Raw genomic sequence first — 24,125 nt, forward strand, 5'->3', positions numbered from 1 at the left:
AAAACCGGGCGCACGACCCTCGTGGCCGGAGTGTGTCGTACCCCACACTGGTGTGCGGTGCTTGAGTCCTCGGACCGGGGCGTGTGCCGGCCGTACTTGCCGGAGAGCCCCCGCGGATCCGAACAGCATGTACGCCGCCCCCCGAACCGGCAGCGAGCGCACTGGAGGTCGCCCCCGTGCAGACCCGGACCCTGACCAGCGCGGCTCCTGCCGCCGCCCCGACGGTTACCGCCACGGCCGCCGCGTCCGCCCCGGCTTCCGCGGCTGCTCCACCCGTCCACGCTCCGCCTGCCCGGCCCGCCGCCCCGTCAGCCCTGCGGCCCGCCGCTGCCGCGCCGCTCGCGCCACCCGCCCGCCCCGAGGCGGACCCCGATGACGGGGCGGATGCGGGGGCGGGGATTCCGGCCAGGCGGGAGAAGCAGGAGACACCCGGCGGCGGCACCTCCGCCGATCTCTTCCGGCAGTATCTGCGCGAGATCGGCCGCATCCCGCTGCTCTCGGCAGCCGAGGAGGTCGAGCTCGCACGCCGTGTCGAGGCGGGACTCTTCGCCGAGGTGAAGCTCACCGATCCGGCCACCCACCCCGACGGTCGCCTCGCGCACGAACTGGACCAGCTCGTCGTGATGGGCAGGATCGCCAAGCGCCGTCTGATAGAGGCCAACCTCCGGCTCGTCGTCTCCGTCGCCAAGCGGTACGTGGGCCGCGGCCTGACCATGCTCGACCTGGTGCAGGAGGGAAACCTCGGTCTGATACGGGCGGTTGAGAAGTTCGACTATGCCCGCGGCTACAAGTTCTCCACGTACGCGACCTGGTGGATCCGGCAGGCGATGTCACGCGCGCTGGCCGACCAGGCCCGCACGATCCGCGTGCCCGTACACGTCGTCGAGCTGATCAACCGTGTCGTACGCGTCCAGCGCCGGCTGCTCCAGGAGAAGGGCTGCGAGCCGACCCCGGACGAGGTCGCCGCGCACCTCGACCTCACCGGTGAACGCGTCACCGAGGTGCTGCGCCTCGCCCAGGAGCCGGTGTCGCTGCACGCCCCGGTCGGCGAGGAGGACGACGTCAACCTCGGTGACCTCATCGAGGACGGAGACGCGCCGTCGCCGGTGGAGTCCGCCGCGTTCCTGCTGCTCCGCGAGCATCTGGAGGCGGTGCTCTCCACGCTCGGCGAGCGCGAACGCAAGGTCGTCCAGCTGCGTTACGGGCTCGACGACGGGCGCCCGCGCACCCTGGAGGAGATCGGCGCGCTCTTCGGGGTGACGCGGGAGCGCATCCGGCAGATCGAGTCCAAGACTCTCAGCAAGCTCCGCGACCACGCCTTCGCCGACCAGCTGCGCGGCTATCTGGACTGACCCGGTGCGGCCGGGCGGATGACCGGCGCCCGTGCCGCCCGCAGGCCCGGCCGCCCGGGCTCCGCGTTCAGTCGACCTCGGCGACGGCTTCGGCGAACTGCGCCTGGTACAGGCGGGCGTAGGCACCGCCGGACGCCAGCAGTCCGCTGTGTGAGCCCTGTTCGACGATGGAGCCGTTCTCCATCACCAGGATCACGTCGGCGTCCCGGATCGTGGAGAGCCGGTGCGCGATGACGAAGCTCGTACGGCCGTGCGCCAGCCGCGCCATGGCCTGCTGGATGAGCACTTCGGTGCGGGTGTCGACCGAACTGGTCGCCTCGTCCAGTACGAGGATGACCGGGTCGGAGAGGAAGGCGCGTGCGATGGTGATCAGTTGCTTCTCACCGGCGCTGACGCCCGTGCCGTCCTCGTCGAGGACCGTGTCGTAGCCCTCGGGCAGGGTGCGGATGAAGCGGTCGGCGTGCGCCGCCCGCGCGGCCTCCTCGATCTGCTCGCGGCTCGAACTCTGCGCCCCGTAGGCGATGTTCTCCGCGATGGTGCCGCCGAAGAGCCAGGCGTCCTGGAGGACCATCCCGATACGGGAGCGCAGCTCCTCGCGGTTCATCGCGGCGGTGTCGGTGCCGTCCAGCAGAATCCGCCCGGCGCGCACCTCGTAGAAGCGCAGCAGCAGATTGACCAGGGTGGTCTTGCCCGCGCCCGTCGGACCCACGATCGCGACGGTGCTGCCCGGCTCGACGGTGAGCGACAGATCCTCGATGAGGGGACGCTCGGCCTCGTAACGGAAGGAGACGCGGTCCAGTTCGACGCGGCCTCCCACCTTCGCGGGACGTTCCGGGTGCGCCGGTTCCGGCGACTGCTCCTCCGCGTCGAGGACCTCGAAGACGCGCTCCGCCGAGGCGACTCCGGACTGCACCATGTTCGCCATGGAGGCGACCTGGTTGAGCGGCTGGCTGAACTGCCGCGAATACTGCACGAACGCCTGTACGTCGCCGATCGACAGCGCGCCTGAGGCGACCCGCAGACCGCCGGCGACCGCGACCAGCACGTAGTTGAGGTTCGCGACGAACATCATCGCCGGCTGCATGATGCCGCTGACGAACTGTGCCTTGTAACCGGCCTGGTACAGCGCGTCGTTGTGTTCGCGGAAGACCGCCGCCGACTCTCCCTGCCGTCCGAAGACCTTCACCAGGGCGTGCCCGGTGTACATCTCCTCGACGTGGGCGTTCAGCTTTCCGGTGTCGGACCACTGCCGCACGAACTGCGGCTGTGCCAGCTTGCCCAGGCGCGTGGCCACCAGCAGCGACAGCGGCACGGTGACGATCGCGACCAGCGCCAGCAGCGGCGAGATCCAGAACATCATCACCAGCACACCGGCCACCGTCAGCAGGGAGTTGACGATCTGTCCCATGGTCTGCTGCAAGGTCTGGCCGATGTTGTCGATGTCGTTCGTGACGCGGCTGAGAACCTCGCCGCGGGTCTGTCTGTCGAAGTACGACAGCGGCAGCCGTGAGAGCTTCTCCTCCACCTCCTCCCGCAGCCGGAAGACCGTCCGGTTGATCGCCCGCACCGACAGCCGCCCGCTGACCAGCATCATCAGCCCCGCCGCCGCGAACAGGGCGAGCGCCAGCAGCAGTACGTGGCCGAGCGCCCCGAAGTCGATGCCCTGGCCCGGGGTGAAGTCCGTGCCGGAGAGCATGTCGGCGACGCCGGTGTCACCTTCGGCGCGCATGCGCTCCAGCGTCTGCTCACGGCTGACGCCGTCCGGCAGCCGCTCGCCGACGAAGCCGGCGAAGATCAGGTCGGTGGCGTCGCCGAGTATCTTCGGGCCGACCACGCTGAAGCCCACGCCGACCAGGCCGAAGGCCACCATCCCGCCCAGCGCGGCCCGTTCGGGGCGGAACTGCCTCAGCAGGCGTCCCGCCGATCCGCGGAAGTCGTCGGAGCGCCGGGGCGGAGCCCCCACGCCGGGCATCCGGCCGGGGCCGCTCACGCCGCCTCCTCCTCGGTCAGCTGGGAGAGCACGATCTCCCGGTACGTGTCGTTGCCGGCCATCAGTTCGTGGTGCCGGCCCGTGCCGGCGACCCGGCCCTCGTCGAGCACGAGGATCCGGTCGGCGTCGCGGATCGTGGAGACGCGCTGGGCGACGATGAGGACCGTCGCGTCCGCGGTCCTTTGGGCGAGGGCCGTGCGCAGCGCCGCGTCCGTCGCGTAGTCGAGAGCGGAGAAGGAGTCGTCGAAGAGATATATCTCCGGGCGGTGCACCAGCACCCGGGCGATCGCGAGCCGTTGACGCTGACCCCCCGAGACGTTGTTGCCGCCCTGGCCGATCCGTGCGTCCAGACCGCCGTCCATCGCCGCGACGAACTCCCCCGCCTGCGCGGTCTCCAGGGCCTCCCACAGCTCCTCGTCGGTGGCGTCGGGGCGGCCGTAGCGCAGGTTCGAGGCGACCGTGCCGGAGAAGAGGTACGGATGCTGCGGCACCAGCCCCACCGTTCGTGCGAGCAGCCGCGGATCGATCGTCCGTACGTCCTCGCCGCCGACCAGTACGCCTCCCTCGGTGACGTCGAACAACCGCGGCAGCAGGCTCAGCAGCGTCGACTTGCCGCTGCCCGTCGAGCCGATCACCGCTGTCGTCTCGCCCGGCAGCGCCAGCAGATCCACGTCCTGCAGCACGGGTGCCTCCGCGCCCGGGTAGCGGAAGCCCGCGCCCCGGAGCTCCAGCACGCCGTGGCCGCGCAGTGCCCGTACGGGCGAGGCAGGCGGCACCACGCTCGAAGAGGCGTCGAGCACCTCCGTGATGCGGTCCGCGCACACTTCGGCGCGCGGGACCATCATGAACATGAAGGTGGCCATCATCACGGACATCACGATCTGCATCAGGTACGCCAGGAACGCCGTGAGCGCCCCGATCTGCATTCCGCCGCTGTCGACGCGGTGCGCGCCGTACCAGACGACCACCACGCTGGAGACGTTCACGACCGTCATCACCGTCGGGAACATCAGCGCCATCAGCCGGCCGGCGCGCAGCTGCACGTCCGTGAGTCCGCTGTTGTGCTCGTGGAACCGCCGCTGCTCGTACTCGTCCTTGACGAAGGCACGTATGACGCGGATGCCGCCGATCTGCTCACGCAGCACCCTGTTCACACCGTCGAGGCGCTCCTGCATGGTGCGGAAGAGCGGACGCATCCGCCGCACGATCAGACCGACCAGCACCGCCAGCACCGGAACGACGCCGAGCAGCACCGAGGAGAGCGGCACGTCCTGGTCCAGCGCCAGCACGATCCCGCCGACGCACATGATCGGCGCCGAGACCATCAGGGTGAAGGTCGTCAGCACGAGCATCTGCACCTGCTGGACGTCGTTGGTGGTGCGCGTGATCAGCGACGGCGCCCCGAAGTGCCCCACCTCGCGCGAGGAGAACGTCTGTACCCGGTCGAACACCCTCGCCCTGATGTCCCTGCCGACGGCCGCGGCGGTGCGTGCCGCGTAGAGCACGGCCCCGACGTTGCAGACGACCTGTACGAGGGAGACGCCGAGCATGACCGCGCCGTAGCGCAGGATGTAGCCGGTGTCGCCGAGCACGACACCGTTGTCGATGATGTCGGCGTTGAGCGTGGGGAGATAGAGCGTCGCGGACGTCTGCACCAGCTGCAGCAGCACCAGCAAGGTGACCGGGCGACGGTACGGGCGCAGATGCTCGCGGAGCAGACGTATCAGCACAAAGGTCCCCCGTGCGGAAAAGAAGATCGATCGAGATCGATGGCCGCCGACCGACACTACTGGTGGGTCCGGCGCTGCGCATTCCCATTTCGGGTGGCTTCCCCATTGTCGGGCGGCCTCCCGGCGGGCACCCCCAACTCCGGGCAAAGACCGGGCCGATCGCTGCCGGCTGAACCCCCGTCCCCGGCGGTCAGGCGCCGAACGCCCCCGGGTGGATCTCCTCACGGACGGTCACGTACTGCTGCCGTACGGCCTGCCCCGCGGCCAGTTCGTCGCCCGGCTCGAAGACCTCGCACTCGGCGGCGGGCCACTGCGGCGGCTGCGCGCCGCCCTTGAGCGCCCAGGCCGCCTGCCGTGCGGCGCCGATCGCGGTGTAGTCGGCGGGAAGAGGCACCACGACGCGGGTGCCGAAGAGCGCGGGTGCGCAGTCCTGCACGGCGGGCAGCCCGGCGGCCGGACCGAGCAGGAAGAGTCTTCGTACCTGTACGCCTCTGCCGCGCAGCACGTCCAGCGCGTCGGCGAGGCCGCACAGCATCCCCTCGACGGCCGCCCGTGCCATGTGCTCGGGCTTCATGCTCTCGCGCCGCATACCGTGCAGCGACCCGGCGGTGTGCGGCAGGTCCGGCGTCTGCTCGCCCTCCAGATAGGGCAGCAGGACGAGTCCGTACGCCCCGGGTGTCGACCGCTGTGCCAGGTCCGAGAGTCCCTTGACGTCGGTGCCGAGCAGCTCCGCGGCGCCGCGCAGCACGCGCGTCGCGTTGAGCGTGCGCACCGCCGGCATGTGCATCCCGGTGGCGTCCGCGTACGAGGTGATGGTGCCGGTGGGATCGGCGAGGGCCTCGTGGTGCACGGCGAAGACCGAGCCCGAGGCGCCGAGGGAGATCACCGCGTCGCCCACGTCCAGCCCCAGCCCGAAGGCGGCGGCCATCGTCTCGCCCGTACCGGCCGAGATCAGCAGCCCCTCAGGGGTGCGCCCGGCGGGCTCCGCGGGGCCGATGACCTCGGGCAGCGCGACCTGGTGGCCGAGGGCGAGTTCGACGAGATCGGGCCGGTAGGACTCCAGCGCCGCGGACCAGTAGCCGGTGCCGGACGCCTCGCCGCGGTCCGTCGTACGCCGGGAGGGCCGCGCCATGAGCTGCCACACGAGCCAGTCGTGCGGCTGGAGCACCTCGGCGACGGCGGCGGCCGTCCCGGGCTCGTTGCGGGCGAGCCAGCGCAGCTTGGAGACCGGGTGGCCCGCCTCCGGTACGGCGCCGACGGCCTCGGCCCACGCGTGGCGGCCGCCCAGCGCATCGACCAGGTCGGCGGCCGCGGGCTGCATCCGCCGGTCGTTGCCGAGCAGCGCGGACCGTACGGGATTGCCCGAGGAGTCCAGCGGTATGAGCCCCTGCTGCTGCGCGGCCACCCCGATGGCCTCGACATCGGCGAACTGCCCGGTGCTGGCGGCCCGGCCCAGCGACATCAGCCACGACTGCGGATCGTCGCGTTCCGCCGGGTGCTCCGCATGGCCGTGCTTGACGACGGCACCCGAATCCGCGTCGCAGACGATGATGCGCGTGTACTCGGCAGAGCTCTCCAGACCGGCGACTATCCCCATGGCGGAATGATGCCCTACGTGCCGTGCCGCCCGGATGCCGCCCTCGCCCCGCACCTGCTGCCGCGGTGAGCCCCTGCCCGCGTGCGTCTGCCGGGGGGTCCGCGGGGGTCCGGTGCGTGCCGGTACGGGCCGGGTTTCCGGACGGCGGGGGCCCGGAGCGGGCCACTGCGGTCTGCTCACGGGAAGCGATCCGTCCTAGCGTGGTGGGGTGGACACCTGTGTGAGCAACCCGCTGCGGCAGTGCTCCCCCGATGAGCTGCGCCGCCGTACGAGCGCGAAGTGGCGGGTGCATCCCGCCGACGTGCTGCCGATGTGGATCGCGGAGATGGACGTACCGCTGGCCGCGCCGGTGGCCGAGGCGCTGCACGAGGCCGTCGCCGCCGGGGACACCGGCTACGCCATGGGCGACGCCTACGTCGAGGCTCTGGACGGCTTCGCCGGGCGCCACTGGGGATGGCGGGTGCGGCCCGAGCGCGCGGCGATCGTCCCCGACGTGATGGCCGGAGTCGTCGAGGTGCTCAAGCTGATCACTTCGCCCGGCGACGCCGTCGTCGTCAACTCGCCTGTCTATCCGCCCTTTTACCAGTTCGTGGCGCACATGGGCCGCCGCGTCGTGGAGGCCCCGCTGACGGCGGAGGGCAGGCTCGACATGGACACCCTCGCCGCGGCCTTCCGTACGGGGGGCGACGGCGGACCCGGGGCGAACGGCGGCGAGGACGGCGGTCGCGTGGCGGCGTATCTGCTGTGCAGCCCTCACAACCCCACCGGAACCGTCCACACCGCGCAGGAACTGGCTGCGGTGACGGAGCTGGCCGCCGGCAGCGGCGTACGTGTCGTCGCCGACGAGATCCACGCGCCCCTCGTGCTGCCCGGCGCCCGCCACATCCCGTATCTGACGGTGCCCGGCACGGAACGCGCCTTCTCCGTCCTCTCGGCGTCCAAGGCGTGGAACCTGGCGGGGCTGAAGGCGGCCATGACGGTCGCGGGAGCCGAGTCCTCCGGTGAACTGGCCCGGATGCCGGAGGAGGTCAGCCACGGCCCCAGCCACCTGGGGGTGATCGGGCACGTCGCGGCGCTGCGGCACGGCGACGCCTGGCTGGAGGCGCTGCTCGCCGGCCTGGACGAGAACCGCCGGCTGCTCGCGGACCTGCTCAAGGAACATCTGCCGGAGGTGGGCTACCGCTCCCACGAGGGGACGTTCCTCGCCTGGCTCGACTGCCGCGCGCTGGGTCTCGGCGACGACCCGGCGGCGGCGTTCCTGGAGCGCGGCCGCGTCGCCCTCATACCCGGACCGGCCTTCGGCACCGGCGGCGCCGGACACGCGCGGCTCAACCTGGCCACGTCGCCGGAGAACCTGGAGGAGGCGGTACGGCGGATGGCGTCGGCCGTCTGAAGCGGCGCCGGACGGGCGCGGGCGGCACGGGCGGCACGGGCGCCACGGAGGTACGGGCACGACGAAGCTCCCCGTGCGGAGATCCGCACGGGGAGCTCGCCGCACCCCCGGTCAGCCGAGCAGGCTCAGCAACGCTTCGACGAGGCGCCGTGGTTGGGCGTCGGGTCGCCCGCCTTGCGCACGGAACCGACGGCGGCGGTGCACTCGGGCACCGTGTCCGTGCCGTGCGACCAGAACTCCTGCTTCGTGGTGTTCAGCCAGCCCCTCTTGCCGAGCACCTCGTCCTGCGAGTAGCTGTAGACGGCCGAGGTGACGTCGTAGTCGCCGGCGGTCTCGCGGAAGCTCTCCCAGACCCACACGTAGCCGTAGTTCTCCTGGCACTCGGGCGAGTAGAACTGCTTGACCGACGCGATGGTGACACCGCTGCGCTTGACGTACCCGGTGCTGCCGATCTGGTACGCGTCGTCGCAGACTCCGGCGGCCTCCGCCGCCTTGCTTGCCGGATTGCCCTTGGCCGAGGGCGCGGTGGACTTGGAGACGCTCCGCTCGGACGGCTTCGGTGCGGGCCCGCTGCCTGCGTAGGCGGCTCCCGCGGGGACCGCCATCATCGCGCAGGTCAACGCGGCGATCGCGGTCTTCTTGTAACGAATGCGCATTACTCCCCCTCAAACACTGCAAAGCGTGATTGTTCAGGACAGAGGAATCTTGCGGGCGATTGCCCGGAAGATTCCGACATCCACAAAGACACCCGACACACCCGATGGGTTGTACGCCACCCCGAACCTCGCCCCCGCCCTGCCCGACAGCCCCTGCTCCGGGGGCGGATGGCGCGACCCCGGGCAGTCAACCGGCCTTGTAGGCCAGGAGCCTTCGCCCAGGTCCCTCAAATCGGGGGAGCGCCACCGGAGTTGGGGATGGCGCTCCCGCCCGGCCGGGGCCCGGTGGCAGCCAGGCCCCGGGGCTGAGCGCACGTCTCATGCCGCGGAGCGCAGGTCCGCCAGGACGAGATCGCGCATCTCCCCCGGTGCCACGCCGAGTTGCTGGAACATCCCCTGTGAGATCTTGTCGTCCCCGCGCAGCAGCGCGAGTACGACGTGCTCCGTACCGATGCTCCGGTCCTTGCGTGCGATCGCCTCCCGCAGCGAGAGTTCCAGAGCCTTCTTCGCCCGCCCGGTGAAGCGGATGTGTCCCGACGGGCCGGGAGCGGCGTCCGGCAGACCCAGGCTGCCCCGGTTCCGCCGCCGTCCGCGCTTCATGAAGCGGCGCCCGCGCCGCCGCCCCGCTTCCGGTTCGCTCACCGGTGCGTCCAACGCCCCGTCGCCGAAGGCGCCTTCGGCCCGCCGGCGGATCTCGTCCAGGTCGATCCCGAAGGCCCTCAGCGCCTCCGCGTCCTCGGGGCCCAGCGCGTCGCCGTCCGCACCGCCGACCACACTGGAGACGGCGGCGCGGCAGCTCTCCGCGGTGACTCCGAGGCGTACGAGCGTCGCGGTCCCCGGCTGGCCGGGGCGGCGCAGCGCGGCGAGCAGCAGATGCTCCGTGCCGACCCAGTCGTGGCCGAGGCTCCGCGCCTCCTCCTGCGCATCCACGACGACCTGCCGTGCCGGCCGGCTGAAACGTTCGAACATCGCGGCCTACCTCCTCGCGTGCTTCTTGTGTACGGCCTGCCTGCTCACGCCGAGCGCGGCCCCGATCTCGTCCCAGGACCAGCCCTGGGCGCGGGCGCTGTCGACCTGCAGCGCCTCCAGGCGCTCGGTCAGCCGCCGCAACGCGGCGACGGCTCGCAGCCCCACACGCGGATCGCTGTGCAGGGCGGCCTCGGCTGTGTCCACTGCTTCTCGTGCGTCCGATGCGGCCATGATGTCAACCTAGGATGACAAGCAGGGCTCTGTCAACCGTAATTGACGCACGGAGTCCCTGCCCCTTGCGGGGGAGAAAAGCCGTACGCAGGCGCCGGACCGCGGGTGGCGCACACGGGCTCGGGGGCTGGGGGGCGCGGAGGACGGCGCTCAGCGGCTGCCCGGGGGCGCCTTGCGTTCCGCGGCGCCGCCGTTTGCGTCACCGCTTCCCGCGCTGGTGTTCCTGCCGGCGTCCGCCTCGGCCGCCGTCGGGCCGTCCGCCGTCGCGGCTTCCTCCAAAGCGTCGGCGGCGTCGGCCGGGTCGTCTTCGTCCTCGGCCGGCTCCCGCAGGAACAGCGCAGTGACCAGGGCCAGGGCCAGCATGACGGCCACGCTGAGGAAGCCCACCGCGGCCAGGCCGGTCGTGAAGGCGCCCTTCGCCGTCGCCAGCAGGTCGTCCGCGACGCGGCCGCCCACATCCCCGGCGGCGCCCAAGGCACCCACGAGGCTGTCCTGCGCGGCGGTACGGGCCGCCTCCGGCAGGCCGGACGGCAGGTCGTCGGCCACCAGGGAGCGGTAGACGGCCGTGCCCACGGCGCCGAGGGTGGCCACACCCAGTGCCATGCCCATCTCGCTGCACGTCTCCGACATGGAGGAGGCCGACCCGCTCTTCTCCTTCGGCGCCGAGGAGATGACCAGGTCGACGACCAGAACCATCAGCGGGCTGAGACCGAAGGTGATCAGCACACTCCCGGTCACTCCCATCGCCGGCCCGGAACCGGTGCCGACCCCTGCGAACAGCCCGTACCCCACGGCGGCGACGACGAGGCCCAGGGCGATGGCACGCGGCCCGGAGATCCGGCTGGCCAGCTGGGGCGCCAGCATCGCACCGACGATGTTGGAAACGGCGTACGGCACCATCCACAACCCCGCCTGGGCGGGATCGAGTTCGAGGACGAGCTGCAGGTACTGGGCGAACAGGAGGACGAACGCGCCCAGCGTGACCGTGCCCAGCAGCAGACTGCCGAGCCCGATGCTGAAGGAGCGGAGCCGGAAGAGGCTGAGGTCCATCAGAGGGCTCTCCAGCGACCGCTGGCGGCGGACGAAGAACCAGCCGATCACCAGGCCGGCGACCAGCGCCGCGATCGGCGCAGCGCTCCAGTCGTACGCGGCGGCCGTCTTGAAGGCCCAGATGACGGGCAGGATCGCGGCCAGCGACAGGAAGACGCCGAACAGGTCGAACGGTCCGGGCCGGGGGTCCTTGTACTCGGGCAGCAGGACGGGGCCGGTGAGGAGCAGGAGCAGCATCACCGGGACGCCCAGCAGGAAGACGGCGCCCCACCAGAACCACTCCAGCACGAGGCCGCCGATCATGGGGCCGACGGCGCCGCCCGCCGAGAAGCAGCTGAGCCAGACGGCGACGGCGAACCCGCGCTGCTTGGGATCGTGGAACATGTTGGTGATCAGCGACAACGTGGACGGCATCAGGGTGGCGCCCGCGATGCCGAGCAGGGCGCGCGTCGCGATCAGCATCTCGGGACTGTTCGCGTACGCCGCGGCCACCGACGCCAGTACGAAGAAGGTCGCCCCGATCATGAGCAGCTTGCGGCGGCCGATCCGGTCGCCCAGCGTTCCCATGGTGATGAGGAACCCGGCGATCATGAAGCCGTAGATGTCCAGGATCCACAGCTGCTGGGCGCTGCTCGGGTTGAGGCCGGCGGCGAGATGGGGCAGCGCCAGGTGCAGCACGGTGAAGTCGAGTGCGAGGAGGATCGTGGGCAGGGCCAGCACGGCCAGTCCGATCCAGTCGCGCAGGCCGGCCCGCGGATCCGCCTCGGTTTCCGTCTCGGGCGCCATGGTGGCGTGTTCCTCTCCGGTGGAAGGGTGCTCGGCCCGCATTCGCCCGCCTCGCCCGCCGGACGCGGAGCGGACGCCCACCATGGGGGACACGGGTTCCGGAAAGGTTCCGGACCGGCGGACGGGGCCTCTCCGCGCAGCGGCCGGGCGCGGGATCACTGGACTACGGTGTTGAAATGCGTTTCGGGGTGCTCGGCCCACTGGAGGTCTGGGGAACCGACGGCGGACCGGTCCGGGTGCCCGAGGCCCGAGTGCGGAGCCTGCTCGGTGCGCTGCTCGTGCGCGAGGGCTCACCTGTCGCGGCGGACACCCTCATCGGCGAACTCTGGGGCGAGGGCGGTCTGCCCGCCCGTCCCGCGAAGGTGCTGCGTTCCAAGCTGTCCCAGCTGCGCGGGGTTCTCGACCGGGCGGAGCCGGGCGGCCGCGGCCGTCTGGTGCACGGCCCCGCCGGATACCGGCTCCACCTGGACGCGGACGACGTGGACGCCACCCGGTTCCGGTCGCTGGTGCAGCGGGCGCGTACGGCGGCCGGTGCGCGTGAGCGGGCGTCCCTGCTCGGCGAGGCGCTCGCGCTCTGGCGCGGGCGGGCCCTGGCGGACTTCGCGGACGCCCCGTTCGCGACACCCGTGGCCGCCCGGCTGGAGGTGGAAAGGCTCACCGCGATCGAGGAGCAGGCGGAGATCCGGCTCGGCCTCGGCGAGCATCATCTGCTGGCCGACGAACTGGGTGAACTCACCGCCGCGCATCCCCTCCGCGAGCGGCTGCGCGGAATGCACATGCGTGCGCTCTACCGGGCCGGACGCCAGGCCGAGGCACTGCGGACGTACGAGGAGCTGCGCCGGGGTCTGGCCGAGGACCTGGGCGTCGACCCAGGACCCGACGTGGCCCGCCTGCACGAGGCGATTCTGCGTCAGGAGCCACAGCTGGCCGTGTCGCACGAGCCGGAGGCCGCGTTGTCGCAGCCGCGCTCGAACCTGCCCGCTCCGCTCACCGGACTCATCGGCCGGGAACGGGAGTGCGCAGAGGTGCGGAACCTGCTCGGCACCGGACGCCTGGTGACGCTGACCGGGCCCGGCGGCGTCGGCAAGACCCGACTCGCGCTGGAAGCCGCCGCCGGACTCGGCGACTCCTTCAGCGAAGGGCGGTGGCTGGTGGAGCTCGGGGCGCTGCCCGCAGAGCCGGAGACCGTGGAGGGCACGGCCGGGCCGGCCCGGGTCTGCGAGGCGATCGCGGCGGTCATCGGGCTACGGGACGACGTCGGCCCCGGAGCGCCGCAGCCGGGCGGGACTCAGCCGGGCGTGGGGGCGGGCGGCGCCGGGCCGGCGGGCCGGCTCGCGCGGGCCCTGCGCAGAGCCAGGATGCTGCTCGTCCTGGACAACTGCGAGCACGTCGTCCGGCCGGCCGCCGAGCTGGTACGGGAGCTTCTGCCGGCCGCGCCGCAGGTCCGGGTGCTGGTCACGAGCCGTCAGCGGCTCGGCATCGTCGGGGAGCACGTCTACGAGGTGCCGACGCTGGACACCCCGGGCGATACGGGAGTGCCGGAAGCGGGCTCCGAGCCGGCCGGCGCGCAGCGTACGCCCGCCTCCGTGCGGCTCTTCGCCGCCCGTGCGTCTGCCACCGCTCCGCACTTCCGTCTGGACGAGCACAGCGCTCCCGCGGTCGCGGCGATCTGCCGGCGTCTGGACGGCCTGCCGCTCGCGCTGGAGCTGGCGGCCCACCGCGTGCGGGCCCTGGGCGTACACGAGGTGGCGGCCCGGCTGGACGACCGCTTCGCGCTGCTGGCCACCGACAGCCCGGGAACACCCGCCCGGCAGCAGACGCTGCGCGCCGTTGTCGACTGGAGCTGGGACTTGCTCACGGCGCCGGAGCGCGCGGTGCTGCGCCGGATGGCGGTGCACGCCGAGGGGTGCACCCTGGAGGCGGCCGAGGCTTTCGCGTCTGGCGGTGACCCGGGCGACGATGTAGGCGACGACGGCGACGAGAGCCGTGAAGGCGTCGACGGCGGCGCGGCCGGGCGGGCGGGCGACGCGGTACTCCAGCCGCTCTCCCGGCTGGTCGACCGCTCGTTGCTGGTCGCCGCCGAGGGCCCGGAGGGCGTCCGCTACAGGTTGCTGGAGTCCGTCGCCGCGTACGCCGTCGAGCGCCTCGCGGAGGCAGGCGAGACCGAAACCGTCCGGCGCCGGCACATGCACTACTTCCGGGACTGCGCCGAACAGGCCGACCCGCGGCTGCGAGGCCCCGACCAGCAGCGCCTGCTGCGTCGGCTCGACCTGGAGAGCGCCAATCTGCGCACAGCCCTGGACACCGCGGTGCGGCTCGGCGACGCCTCTTCCGCGCTGCGGCTGGCCCTCGCCCCGCTCTGGTACCGGTACCTGCGCGGCAGGCTCGGGGAGGCGCACCGTTCGCTCGGCCTCGCCCTGGCCCTGGACGGCGGACCCGAGGAGCTGCGCGCACTGGCCGGCGCCTGGCAGACGGCTCTGGAGCTGATGACGCGTGAGCCGCGGGACGCCGTGGGCCTGGCCCGGGCAGCCCTGGCACGCTTCGGCCCCGGTGAGGCAGAGGGGCGGGCACGCGTCCAGTGGTTCCTGGGAACGGCCCTCCTGAGGTTCGGTGAGCTGGCCGCGAGCGAGGAGCTGGTCGGCGCTGCCCTGACCGAGTTCCGTACCCGGGACGATCAGTGGGGGGTCGCCGCCGCACTGTGCACGCGTGCGTGGCTGGAACAGGCCCGCGGGAGGCTCTCCCGGTTCGAGGCCGACGCCGCCGAGGGCCTGGAGCTGTTCATCGGGACCGGCGACCGGTGGGGGCAGTTGCAGGCGCTGCCGATGCTCGGTCACCGCGCCCAGATCGCGGGCGACTACGCCGAGGCGGCCCGCCGCAACCGGGAAGGCCTGCGCATCGCAGAACAGCTGGGGCTGTGGCCGGAGGTGTCGTACCGGTTCTCGGAACTCGGCCGGATCGCGCTGCTCACCGGCGATCACGGGGTCGCCGAGCGGTTCCATGAGCAGGCACGCAGCCTCGCCGCCGAGCAAGGGGACCGGTTCGGCGAGCGCCTCGCCGAACTCGGCCTGGGTCTGGGCGCCCGGCGCGAAGGCCGCCTCGGCGATGCCGAGGGGCACCTGGGCGGCTGGCTGGAGCGCAGCGGGGACGCGGGGCCCGGGCAGGGCCCGGCCGCGGTGGCCCTGGTCTTCGCCGAACTCGGGTTCATCGCCGAGCAGCGCGGGGACGCGGCGGAGGCGCTGCGCCGCCACCGCAGGGGGATGGAGGCCGCCCGGGTCACCGGCGACCCCCGCGCGATCGCGCTGGCGCTGGAAGGGCTCGCCGGAGCGCACGCGCTGACGGGCCGTGCGGCCGAGGCCGCCCGCATGCTCGGCGCCGCGTCCCGGGCACGGGAGTCGGTGGGCGCCCCGCTGCCCCCGGCTGAGCGCGGTGACGTACGCCGTGCGGAGGCGGCGGCACGCGCTGCTCTCGGAGAGGCGGGATACGTCGAGGAGTTCGCCCGCGGCCGCCGGGCCGGGACGCCTCCCGACGCCGCCCCGTCCGCCGGCGCACCCGCCGCCCCGGTGTAGGCGGCCGGACCACTGCGCGTGGGCGTCCCGCCGGCGCCAAGTCCGGCACCGCAGTGAGGGCCTGATGAGGCGTTCGCGAGGTGTCCGAACGCCTCTGAGACGGTGCTCCGGCCTGTTCGGAAGGCCAGAGTTTCACGCAAGGGTGGGGCGGGTGGGACTCGAACCCACGGCCGACGGATTATGAGTCCGCTGCTCTAACCGGCTGAGCTACCGCCCCGTTCGCCCGGCAACGCACATGTGTGCGCGCCGCGTCTGCCGCAGCATAGCTGCTCATACGATCTCCCGCCCCTGCCGGGTGGTGCCGTACGGGAGGGAGGACTGCGAGCACCTGGTGATCGGTTCCCGCCCGCCCCAACGGACTTGCCCGGCAAAGAAAAAGAGCCCTGGGGAGGGCTCTTTCGGTGCTCCCGCGACTGGACTCGAACCAGTAACCTGCCGGTTAACAGCCGGCTGCTCTGCCGATTGAGCTACACGGGAATGGGCTGCTCGGACGCGTCCACTTGGTCATGGACGGCGCTCCCTTGCCGCGGGCAATACATTAGCGCATGCCAAGGGGTACTCCGAAATCGGTATCGGTTCGGCCTCGCGCCGCCGGGTAACCGATGAACCGAGAGATCCGAGAGAAGGGTGGAGCCATGCGCTACCGGCTCACGTTCGTCGCTGGACTCGCTGTCGGGTACGTGTTCGGTACGCGTGCCGGCCGCGAGCGTTACGAGCGGCTGCGGCAGACGGCACAGCGGCTGGCCGAGAACCCCGCCGTGCGCAACGCGACCGAAAGCGCGGCCCAGAGCGGCCGTGAAGCCGCCGCGAAAGCGGCGGGTGTCGTGACGGAGAAGGTCGGGCACCGGCTGCCGGAGGCGGTCAACGAGCGGGTGCGCTCGCTCCGCGACCACAGAACACCTCTGGACGACGACTGGGGCACCAGCACCAAGTAGCCCCGTACGAATCAGCCTCGTACGAGGCGCGCGAGGGCGGGCTCCGGAACATGTTCCGGAGCCCGCCCTCGTTGCGCTCTCCGCGGGACCCGGGGCGACTCCGCCTGCCCGGGGGCACGGACGTACTCAGGAGCCCGGGAGCGGACGGACCAGCCCGGGGTCGAGAAGCGGCGCCATCAGGTCCCCCTTGGTCTCCAGCCGCAGAGGCAACTGGTCTGCGAGGAAGACGAGTTCCTCCTCGGTGCGCGCCGCGGTCAGTTCCTCCCACGTGAGCGGGGTGGAGACGCTGGGCCGCTGCTTGGCACGGAGGGTGTAGGGGGCGGCCGTGGTCTTGGCGGCGGCGTTCTGCGAGTGGTCGACGAAGACCTTGCCGGGCCTGAGCGCCTTGGCCATCTTGCTCAGTGCCAGGTCGGGCATGGCCGCCTCGGCCTCCATCGCGGTCCTCTTCGCGTACGCGGAAACGGACGAGGACGCGGTGACCTCGATCGGGGCCAGCAGATGCAGCCCCTTGCCGCCGGAGGTCTTCGGGAGCACAGTGATGTCGTCCGACGCAAGCCGTTCCCGAAGCCACAGGGCGACGGTGCGGCACTCGAGGACGCCGGCTCCCGGGCCGGGGTCGAGGTCGAACACGAGCCGGTCCGCCCGTGCCTCGTGTTCGACGCGCCACTGAGGGGTGTGCAGCTCCAGCCCGGCGAGGTTCGCCGCCCAGACGAGGGTGGCGAGATCGTGGATCAGTACCTGGTGCAGCGGGGTGCTGCTGACCTCGGTGATCTCACGGACGGTCACCCAGTCGGGGGCGCCGGGCGGCACGTTCTTGGCGAAGAAGGCTGTGGAATCCACACCGTCGGGATACCGCAGGAAGGAGACGGGGCGCCCTCGCAGATGGGGGAGCAGCGCCTCGGCGACGGTCACGTAATAGTGCAGTGCCTCACCCTTGGTGAATCCGGTGGCCGGATAGAGCACCTTGTCGAGATTGCTGAGAGCGAGACGGCGGCCCTCGACCTCCGTGTACGGCATACCCTGAGAGTCCCATAGAAGGGACGAACCATGCGATCCATCTGGAAAGGGTCCATTTCCTTCGGGCTGGTCTCCATACCGATCAAGGTGGTTTCGGCCACCGAGAGCCACAGCGTCTCCTTCCACCAGGTGCACACGACCGACGGCGGACGCATCCGCTACCGCAAGGTGTGCGAGCTGGAGGAGCTGGAGGTGCCGCGGGAGGAGATAGGCAAGGGGTTCGAGACGGGGGACGGGACGACCGTGCAGCTCACGGACTCCGACCTGGCCGCGCTGCCGCTGCCGACCGCGAAGACCGTCGAGATACTCGGCTTCGTCCCCGCTGAGGACGTGGACCCGATCCAGCTCGACCGCTCGTACTACCTGGCCGGTGACGGCCGTTCGGCGACCAAGCCGTACGCCCTGTTGCGGGAGGCGCTGAAGCGTTCGGGGAAGGTGGCCGTCGGGAAGCTGGCGATGCGGGGGCGGGAGAGCCTGGGGCTGCTGCGCGTGTACGAGAACGTGCTGGCCCTGCACACGATGCTCTGGCCGGAGGAGATCCGGTCGGTGAGCGGGGTCGCGCCCGAGGAGGACGTCACGATCCGTGAGGCGGAGCTTGATCTCGCGGACACCCTCATGGAGACGCTCGGTGAGCTGGACTGGTCGGAATTGCACGACGAGTACAGGGAAGCGGTGGAACAGCTCGTCAGCGCCAAGGCCGAGGGCGTCGACACCGCCGCGGCGGGCAAGGAGGCGGCCGCGGCCTCCGGCAAGGGACAGGTAGTGGACCTGATGGCGGTGCTGGAGAGCAGTGTGCAGGCCGCCCGGCAGTCCCGAGGGGAAGGCGGCGGGGGCGCGGCGGCGGCCGGTGCCGGCGGAGCGGCGGAGGACTCGGACGCGACGGTTCACGAACTGTCGAGGCAGCGCGGGGCGAAAAAGACGGGCGGCAAGGCGGCGGCGAAGGCGCCCGCGAAGAGGGCGGCGGCGAAGACCGCGAAGACGTCCGGGGGGAAGAAGACCGCGACCCGGACGACTGCCAGGACGACTGCGAAGGCGACGGCCGGGACGCCGGGAAAGAAGGCCACCGCGAAGCCGGCGGCGAAGACGACGTCCGCGGGGAAGAAGACCGCCGGGGCGAAGAAGACGGCGGCGAAGACCGCCGCTGCGAAGAAGACCGCGGGCGCCAGGAAACCCGCGGCGAAGACGGCCGCGAAGACCACCGCGAAGACCGCCGCGAAGAAGACGGCCCGCACGCGGAAGTCCGCCTAGCGGCGCGGCCCGGCGGCCGGAACGTCCGCCTCCCCAGCATTGTCCGCCCGTGAGGCCGTGACTAGGCTGTTCGCGATGCCGACCACCTGTCGGTATTTCGAACCGACGGTAACGCGTGACGCGAGCAGGGGAGGGCGGGGGCCGATGGGTCGTCTCGTGCCGGCCGTGACCAGGGCGCTGGACGTGCTGGAGCTCTTCCTCGACTGCGAGGGGACCCTCTCCGCCCCGGAGATCACCCGGAAGCTCAAGCTGCCTCGTACGACGGTCCATGAGCTGGTGACCACGCTCACGGCCCGGAGCTATCTGGAACAGCCCCCGGACCAGCCGGGACGCTACCGGCTGGGGGTGCGCGGCTATCAGCTGGGCAGCCGCTACGCCGAGCAGCTCGACCTGTCAGCCGAGGGGCAGCGGGTGGCGCGCAGCGTCGCCGACACGTGCGGGGAGACCGTGCACGTGGCCGTCCTCGAAGGCGCCGACGTCATCTACATCGCAAAGGTCGACAGCACACACGCGGTGCGCATGGTCTCGGCTGCGGGGCGCCGGCTGCCCGCACACTGCACATCCGTGGGGAAGATGCTGCTCGCGTCGCTGCCCGAGGAGGAACTGGAGGCGGCGCTCGCCGGCAGCGGCCCGCTCGCGGCGATGACGCCCGACTCGATCACCTCGCCCGAGGAGCTGCGCAAGGCGCTCGCTTGGGTCCGCGAGCGCGGGACCGCGGTGGAGCAGCAGGAGTCCAATCCGGACGTGAGCTGTGTGGCCGCGCCCGTACGGGACGCGGGCGGGAAGGTCGTCGCCGCGTTGAGCATCTCGGTGCCGACGGTCCGCTGGAGCGAGGAGCGCCGGGCCGAGCTGGAGGGGCTGGCCGTCAAGGGGGCGGACGAACTCTCGGGCCGTCTCGGCCACCGCTGACGGGGTAGGAAGTCACCGGTCCGCGTCGGAGACGGCGGTACGCGGAGGAGGCGTACGGCAGACACGCGTCCAGCGGACACGGCGCGCAGCAAGTCACGGAGCGCAGCAAGTCACGGCGTGGAGCAAGTCACGGCGTGGAGCAGAACGGCGTACAGCAGCAACGGCATACGCAGACACGGACGTACCGGAGAAGGGGTGAGCGGTGTGCGCGGAGGGCCGGCGGCGGAGTTCGCGGTGGCGGTACGGACGCAGGCCTGGCTCGGCGAGGGGCCGACCTGGGACGGCGACCGTGAGCGGCTGATATGGGTGGACATACTCAACTCCCGTGTGCACACCTTCGATCCGTCCGACGGCGCCCGTACGGTCCTGGCGACGGAACAGCATGCCGGTGCGGCGAAGCCGAGGACGGGCGGCGGGCTTGTCGTCAACCTGCGTGACGGCATAGGCCTCTACGGTCCGGACGGCACGTTCTCGTGGCTGCACCGCGAGGCCGTGCCCGGGCGGCGCGGGAACGACGCGGCGGTCGCCCCCGACGGTGCGCTGTGGGCGGGCACCATGCCGTACGGCGAACAGACGGGCGGCGGCGACCTCAAGCGCGTGACCGGCGACGGCACGGCCGTGACGGTGCTGCCGGAGGTCACGGTCAGCAACGGCATCGGCTGGAGCCCCGACGGCTCGCTCATGTACTACAACGACACCCCGACGCGACGCGTCGACGTCTTCGACGTGCCGTCGCAGCGGGACGGTTCGTCCGGCGCGGACGTCAGCGGGAGGCGGCCGTTCGCAGAGATCGAGGAGGGCGCCGGCTATCCCGACGGGCTCACTGTCGACGCCGAGGGCTGCGTGTGGGTCGCGCTCTGGGACGGTGGCGCCGTCCGCCGCTACACACCGGACGGCAGGCTGGACCGTACGGTCGCGCTGCCCGTCCCGCGTCCGACGGCCTGCGCCTTCGGAGGAACGGATCTGCGGGATCTGTACGTGACGACCGCGAGTGTGGGGGCCGATCCGGCGGCGCACCCTCTCGCGGGGTCGCTGCTGGTGCTGCCCGGGGCCGGTCAGGGGCTGCCGCAGCCGGCCTTCGACGGCTGACCGGCCCTCGTGACGGCGGCATCCGGCCCGGCGCCGGCCGGATGCGGGTCAGGCCTCTTCCCTGCCCTTTTCGCCGAGCATGCGCTGCAACAGGTCGCGCAGCACGGTCCGTTCGGCCGGGGTCAGGCCGGCCAGCGGCTCACGGGCGAAGTCGAGCGCGGCGCGCAGCCGGTGGGCCATGTCGATGCCCTCCTCCGTGGCCGCGGCGAGCTTCACGCGGCGGTCCGCGGGGTCGGGGCGGCGCACCGCCAGGCCGCGCGATTCGAGCCTGTCCACTATCCCCGTCACGTTCGAGGGCTCGCACTTCAGCTCGCGGGCGACGTGACGCATGGGTGTCGGTTCGCGCGCCAGCAGGGCGAGGACGCGGGCCTGTGCGCCGGTCAGCGAGTGACCGGCCGCCGCGAGCTCGTACTCCTCGTGGTAGCGCGCGACCACCGAGCCGATCAGATCGACGACCTCACGCGTGACGGGGTCGGGGTCGAATTTTCGGGTACCGGTACCGGTCGCTGTGTGGGTACCGGCCGTTGTGTGGGGGGTCATGAGGGGAGTCTAGCTCTTTGCTTGACAACATGAAATATCAAGGTGCAAGGTTCTTTCAGTACATGAAACATTTCCTCCGAGAGGCCCCCACATGAGCTCGTCCGAATCCCTCCCCACGACCGGCCGTGAATGGCACCTCGTGTCCCGGCCCCAGGGCTGGCCGGTGCCCGGTGACTTCGCGCTGCGTGAAGGTCCTGTCGCGGCGCCGGGCGAAGGGCAGATTCTCGTCCGGAACCTCCATCTCTCCGTCGACCCGTACATGCGCGGCCGGATGAACGATGTGAAGTCCTACGTGCCGCCCTTCCAGCTCGACGAGCCGATGACCGGCGGGGCCGTCGGCATCGTCGTGGCGTCGAAGGCCGAGGGGTTCGCCCCCGGTGACCATGTGCTGCACGACCTGGGCTGGCGGGAGTATGCGACGCCCAAGGCCAAGCACGTCACCAAGATCTCGGCCGAACTCGCCCCGCTCACCACCTACTTGGGCGTGCTGGGCATGCCCGGCCTCACGGCGTACGCGGGGCTGCTGGAGGTGGCCTCGATGAAGAAGGGCGACGCCGTCTTCGTCTCCGGCGCGGCCGGTGCCGTCGGCAGCGAGGTCGGGCAGATCGCGAAGCTCAAGGGCGCGTCGCGGGTGATCGGCAGCGCCGGGTCGGACGAGAAGGTCCGTGTGCTCACCGAGGAGTACGGCTTCGACGCGGCCTTCAACTACAAGTCGGGCCCGGTGGCGGAGCAGCTCAAGGAGGCCGCACCGTCCGGCATCGACGTCTACTTCGACAATGTCGGCGGCGAGCACCTGGAAGCGGCCATCGGCAGGCTCAACGTGCACGGCCGCGCCGCGATCTGCGGCATGATCGCGCAGTACAACGCGACGGAGCCCCCGGCGGCGCCGCGCAATCTCGCGATGGTCATCGGCAAGCGGCTGCGACTGCAGGGCCTGCTCGTGATGGACCACCAGGACCTGATGCCGCAGTTCTTCGAAGAGGTCTCGGGCTGGGTCCGCTCGGGCGAGCTGAAGTACCGCGAGACGGTCGTCGAGGGTGTGGAGCACACGCTGGACGCCTTCCTCGGGCTGCTCAAGGGCGACAACACCGGCAAGATGATCGTCACACTCGCCGACTGACCCGTACGTACAGGGAATTGCCGGGACGCCCGTCGCGTTCCGGTGGTCCGGGCCTGCGCGGGACCGCCGCGTGAGCAGCGGACCGCTGGGGAACAGGCCTACGGTCCGGGGCGCCAGATCTCGGCCATGCCACCAACAGGAGGATCCATGTCCATCCAGTCCATCGACGTCAAGTACACCGCCGTGGCCACCGCCGAGGGCGGCCGCGACGGCCGCGTCGCGAGCGACGACGGCAAGATCGACGTCGTGGTCAACCCGCCCAAGGAGCTGGGCGGAAGCGGCGAGGGCACCAACCCCGAGCAGCTGTTCGCCGCCGGCTACAGCGCATGCTTCCAGGGCGCGCTCGGAGTCGTCGCCCGCAAGGAGAAGGCAGACATCTCCGGGTCGACCGTGACGGCCCGCGTCGGTATCGGCAGCACCCCCGAGGGCGGCTTCGGCCTCAAGGTCGCGCTCGAGGCGCACATACCGAACGTCGACGAGGCGACGGCGAAGGACCTGCTGGAGAAGGCACACCAGGTCTGCCCGTACTCCAACGCCACCCGCGGCAACATCGAGGTCAGCCTCGGCGTCGCCTGACACGGCGGGCGCCCGCCGCCCTGTCCCTTGCGGGGCACATACCGAGGGCCGCACCCCGACCGGGTGCGGCCCTCGGCGCTCAACGGAAGCGGAAGCCTTCCCTACGAGCCGACCCTTCGCTACGAGCCGACCCTTCGCTTGTTCCACACGTCGAAGCCGACGGCCGCGAGCAGCACCAGCCCCTTGATGACCTGCTGGTAGTCGGTGCCGATGCCGACCAGCGACATGCCGTTGTTGAGCACGCCGAGCACCAGACCGCCGATCACGGCACCCAGCACGGTGCCGACGCCGCCGCTCATCGAGGCGCCGCCGATGAACGCGGCGGCGATGGCCTCCAGTTCGAAGTTGATGCCCGCCTGCGGCGTGCCCGCGTTGAGCCGCGCCGCGTACACACATCCCGCGAGAGCCGCCAGCACGCCCATGTTCACGAACACCAGGAAGGTGACCCGCTTGTCCTTCACGCCCGAGAGCTTGGCCGCGGCCTTGTTGCCGCCCAGCGCGTAGACGTGCCGTCCGACGACGGCGTTGCGCATCACGAAACCGAGCCCGATGAGCAGCACACACATGATGAGGAGCACCACCGGCACGCCGTGGTAGCTGGCCAGTGTCAGCGTGAAGGCCACCACCGCCGCCACGATCGCCGCGCACTTGAGCACCCACAGATTGAACGGCAGCACCTCCAGCTCGTACGCCAACTGCCGCCGCCTGTCCCGCCATTCCTGCACGAGCACGAACGCGATGACGACGAGCCCGATGAGCAGGGTGGGGTTGTGGTACTGGGTGTACGGGCCCATCTCCGGGATGAACCCCTGGGCGATCTCCTGGAAGCCCCTCGGGAACGGGGCGATCGACTGGCCCTCCAGCAGGATCTGCGTACCGCCGCGGAAGAGCAGCATCCCCGCCAGCGTCACGATGAAGGACGGGATGCCGACGTAGGCGATCCAGAAGCCCTGCCAGGCCCCGGCGGCGGCGCCGATCAGCAGCGAGAGCACCAGCGCGAGCACCCACGGCATGTCGTGTTTCACCATCATCACCGCCGCTGCCGCACCCACGAACGCGGCGAGGGAGCCGACGGACAGATCGATGTGCCCGGCGATGATGACGATCATCATGCCCATGGCCAGGATCAGGATGTAGCTGTTCTGCTGGACGATGTTGGAGACGTTGTTCGGCAGCAGAAGCGCGCCGTCCGTCCATATCTGGAACAGCACGACGATGAGCGCGAGCGCGACGAGCATGCCGTACTGGCGCATGTTGTTGCGGACGGCGTCCACAAGGAGCGTCCCGGCTCCGGATGAGGTCCCGCCGGAACCGGAGCCCGGGCCGGGACCCGGACCGGTGCGGTCGGGCGTGTCTGTCGGTGTCGTCATG

19 protein-coding genes and 2 tRNA genes are annotated in these 24,125 nt (G+C 71.4%); 9 read left to right on the forward strand and 12 right to left on the reverse strand.

The window, feature by feature from the left end; genetic code table 11:
* Positions 1 to 83 precede the first annotated feature (83 nt).
* Positions 84 to 1,352, forward strand: a complete 1,269-nt coding sequence (locus AN215_RS17640; protein ID WP_079123155.1) for an RNA polymerase sigma factor — start codon at positions 84 to 86, stop codon at positions 1,350 to 1,352.
* Between the two features lie 67 nt (positions 1,353 to 1,419).
* Here the strand turns inward: AN215_RS17640 and AN215_RS17645 are convergent, their stop codons facing one another.
* From AN215_RS17645 to AN215_RS17655, 3 genes are all read right to left on the reverse strand, one after another.
* A complete protein-coding gene (locus tag AN215_RS17645) occupies positions 1,420 to 3,324 on the reverse strand; it encodes an ABC transporter ATP-binding protein (RefSeq protein WP_079123251.1) in 1,905 nt (634 codons plus the stop codon).
* A 14-nt stretch (positions 3,325 to 3,338) separates the two neighbouring features.
* Positions 3,339 to 5,072: an ABC transporter ATP-binding protein gene (locus tag AN215_RS17650; RefSeq protein ID WP_070011695.1), complete on the reverse strand. Its 1,734-nt coding sequence runs from the start codon at positions 5,070 to 5,072 to the stop codon at positions 3,339 to 3,341.
* Positions 5,073 to 5,262: 190 nt separating this feature from the next.
* Complete coding sequence (locus AN215_RS17655) at positions 5,263 to 6,669, reverse strand: FGGY family carbohydrate kinase (RefSeq protein ID WP_070011696.1); 1,407 nt, start codon at positions 6,667 to 6,669, stop codon at positions 5,263 to 5,265.
* Between the two features lie 208 nt (positions 6,670 to 6,877).
* On the opposite strand from AN215_RS17655, the gene AN215_RS17660 reads away from it, so the two are divergent.
* Entirely contained in the window at positions 6,878 to 8,062 is a 1,185-nt protein-coding gene (locus tag AN215_RS17660) for a MalY/PatB family protein (protein ID WP_245694533.1), read from the forward strand.
* 125 nt (positions 8,063 to 8,187) lie between these two features.
* Here the strand turns inward: AN215_RS17660 and AN215_RS17665 are convergent, their stop codons facing one another.
* The 4 genes from AN215_RS17665 to AN215_RS17680 all read right to left on the reverse strand — a co-directional run bounded on the left by AN215_RS17665 (position 8,188) and on the right by AN215_RS17680 (position 11,754).
* Complete coding sequence (locus AN215_RS17665) at positions 8,188 to 8,718, reverse strand: hypothetical protein (protein ID WP_171904213.1); 531 nt, start codon at positions 8,716 to 8,718, stop codon at positions 8,188 to 8,190.
* Positions 8,719 to 9,036: 318 nt separating this feature from the next.
* Positions 9,037 to 9,687: a Clp protease N-terminal domain-containing protein gene (locus AN215_RS17670; protein ID WP_070011697.1), complete on the reverse strand. Its 651-nt coding sequence runs from the start codon at positions 9,685 to 9,687 to the stop codon at positions 9,037 to 9,039.
* A 6-nt stretch (positions 9,688 to 9,693) separates the two neighbouring features.
* On the reverse strand, positions 9,694 to 9,918 hold the full coding sequence (locus tag AN215_RS17675) for a hypothetical protein (protein WP_070011698.1): 225 nt from the start codon (positions 9,916 to 9,918) through the stop codon (positions 9,694 to 9,696).
* 150 nt (positions 9,919 to 10,068) lie between these two features.
* Complete coding sequence (locus AN215_RS17680) at positions 10,069 to 11,754, reverse strand: MFS transporter (protein WP_070011699.1); 1,686 nt, start codon at positions 11,752 to 11,754, stop codon at positions 10,069 to 10,071.
* A 176-nt stretch (positions 11,755 to 11,930) separates the two neighbouring features.
* Between AN215_RS17680 and AN215_RS17685 the strand changes: the two genes are divergently transcribed.
* Positions 11,931 to 15,320, forward strand: coding sequence for an ATP-binding protein (locus AN215_RS17685; protein ID WP_070031199.1), 3,390 nt, complete (start codon positions 11,931 to 11,933; stop codon positions 15,318 to 15,320).
* Positions 15,321 to 15,463: 143 nt separating this feature from the next.
* Here AN215_RS17685 and AN215_RS17690 read toward each other — a convergent pair.
* Positions 15,464 to 15,537, reverse strand: a tRNA-Ile gene (locus AN215_RS17690).
* Positions 15,538 to 15,724: 187 nt separating this feature from the next.
* A tRNA-Asn gene (locus tag AN215_RS17695) sits at positions 15,725 to 15,797 on the reverse strand.
* Positions 15,798 to 15,955: 158 nt separating this feature from the next.
* Between AN215_RS17695 and AN215_RS17700 the strand changes: the two genes are divergently transcribed.
* Positions 15,956 to 16,255, forward strand: coding sequence for a YtxH domain-containing protein (locus tag AN215_RS17700; protein ID WP_070011701.1), 300 nt, complete (start codon positions 15,956 to 15,958; stop codon positions 16,253 to 16,255).
* Between the two features lie 126 nt (positions 16,256 to 16,381).
* Here the strand turns inward: AN215_RS17700 and ligD are convergent, their stop codons facing one another.
* Positions 16,382 to 17,272, reverse strand: coding sequence for a non-homologous end-joining DNA ligase (gene ligD / locus AN215_RS17705; protein WP_070011702.1), 891 nt, complete (start codon positions 17,270 to 17,272; stop codon positions 16,382 to 16,384).
* A gap of 30 nt (positions 17,273 to 17,302) precedes the next feature.
* Here ligD and ku point away from each other — a divergent pair, with 30 nt between their 5' ends.
* The 3 genes from ku (at position 17,303) to AN215_RS17720 (ending at position 20,518) form a co-directional block, all read left to right on the forward strand.
* Positions 17,303 to 18,520, forward strand: a complete 1,218-nt coding sequence (gene ku / locus AN215_RS17710; protein ID WP_070011703.1) for a non-homologous end joining protein Ku — start codon at positions 17,303 to 17,305, stop codon at positions 18,518 to 18,520.
* A 144-nt stretch (positions 18,521 to 18,664) separates the two neighbouring features.
* Positions 18,665 to 19,429 (forward strand): IclR family transcriptional regulator, encoded by a 765-nt coding sequence (locus tag AN215_RS17715; protein ID WP_070011704.1) that lies wholly within the window; start codon positions 18,665 to 18,667, stop codon positions 19,427 to 19,429.
* 195 nt (positions 19,430 to 19,624) lie between these two features.
* The gene (locus AN215_RS17720) at positions 19,625 to 20,518 is read left to right on the forward strand and encodes an SMP-30/gluconolactonase/LRE family protein (protein ID WP_420856183.1); all 894 of its coding nucleotides are present in this window, start codon (positions 19,625 to 19,627) and stop codon (positions 20,516 to 20,518) included.
* A 48-nt stretch (positions 20,519 to 20,566) separates the two neighbouring features.
* Here AN215_RS17720 and AN215_RS17725 read toward each other — a convergent pair whose 3' ends face one another.
* Complete coding sequence (locus AN215_RS17725) at positions 20,567 to 21,058, reverse strand: MarR family winged helix-turn-helix transcriptional regulator (RefSeq protein ID WP_079123156.1); 492 nt, start codon at positions 21,056 to 21,058, stop codon at positions 20,567 to 20,569.
* Between the two features lie 91 nt (positions 21,059 to 21,149).
* Here AN215_RS17725 and AN215_RS17730 point away from each other — a divergent pair, with 91 nt between their 5' ends.
* Entirely contained in the window at positions 21,150 to 22,178 is a 1,029-nt protein-coding gene (locus AN215_RS17730) for an NADP-dependent oxidoreductase (protein WP_070011705.1), read from the forward strand.
* Positions 22,179 to 22,325: 147 nt separating this feature from the next.
* Positions 22,326 to 22,754 (forward strand): organic hydroperoxide resistance protein, encoded by a 429-nt coding sequence (locus tag AN215_RS17735; RefSeq protein WP_070011706.1) that lies wholly within the window; start codon positions 22,326 to 22,328, stop codon positions 22,752 to 22,754.
* Positions 22,755 to 22,873: 119 nt separating this feature from the next.
* Here AN215_RS17735 and mmsB read toward each other — a convergent pair whose 3' ends face one another.
* Positions 22,874 to 24,124, reverse strand: a complete 1,251-nt coding sequence (gene mmsB / locus AN215_RS17740) for a multiple monosaccharide ABC transporter permease (RefSeq protein ID WP_070011707.1) — start codon at positions 24,122 to 24,124, stop codon at positions 22,874 to 22,876.
* Position 24,125: the final 1 nt, after the last annotated feature.

It is taken from the genome of Streptomyces abyssalis (assembly GCF_001751365.1).
GTDB lineage: Bacteria > Actinomycetota > Actinomycetes > Streptomycetales > Streptomycetaceae > Streptomyces > Streptomyces abyssalis.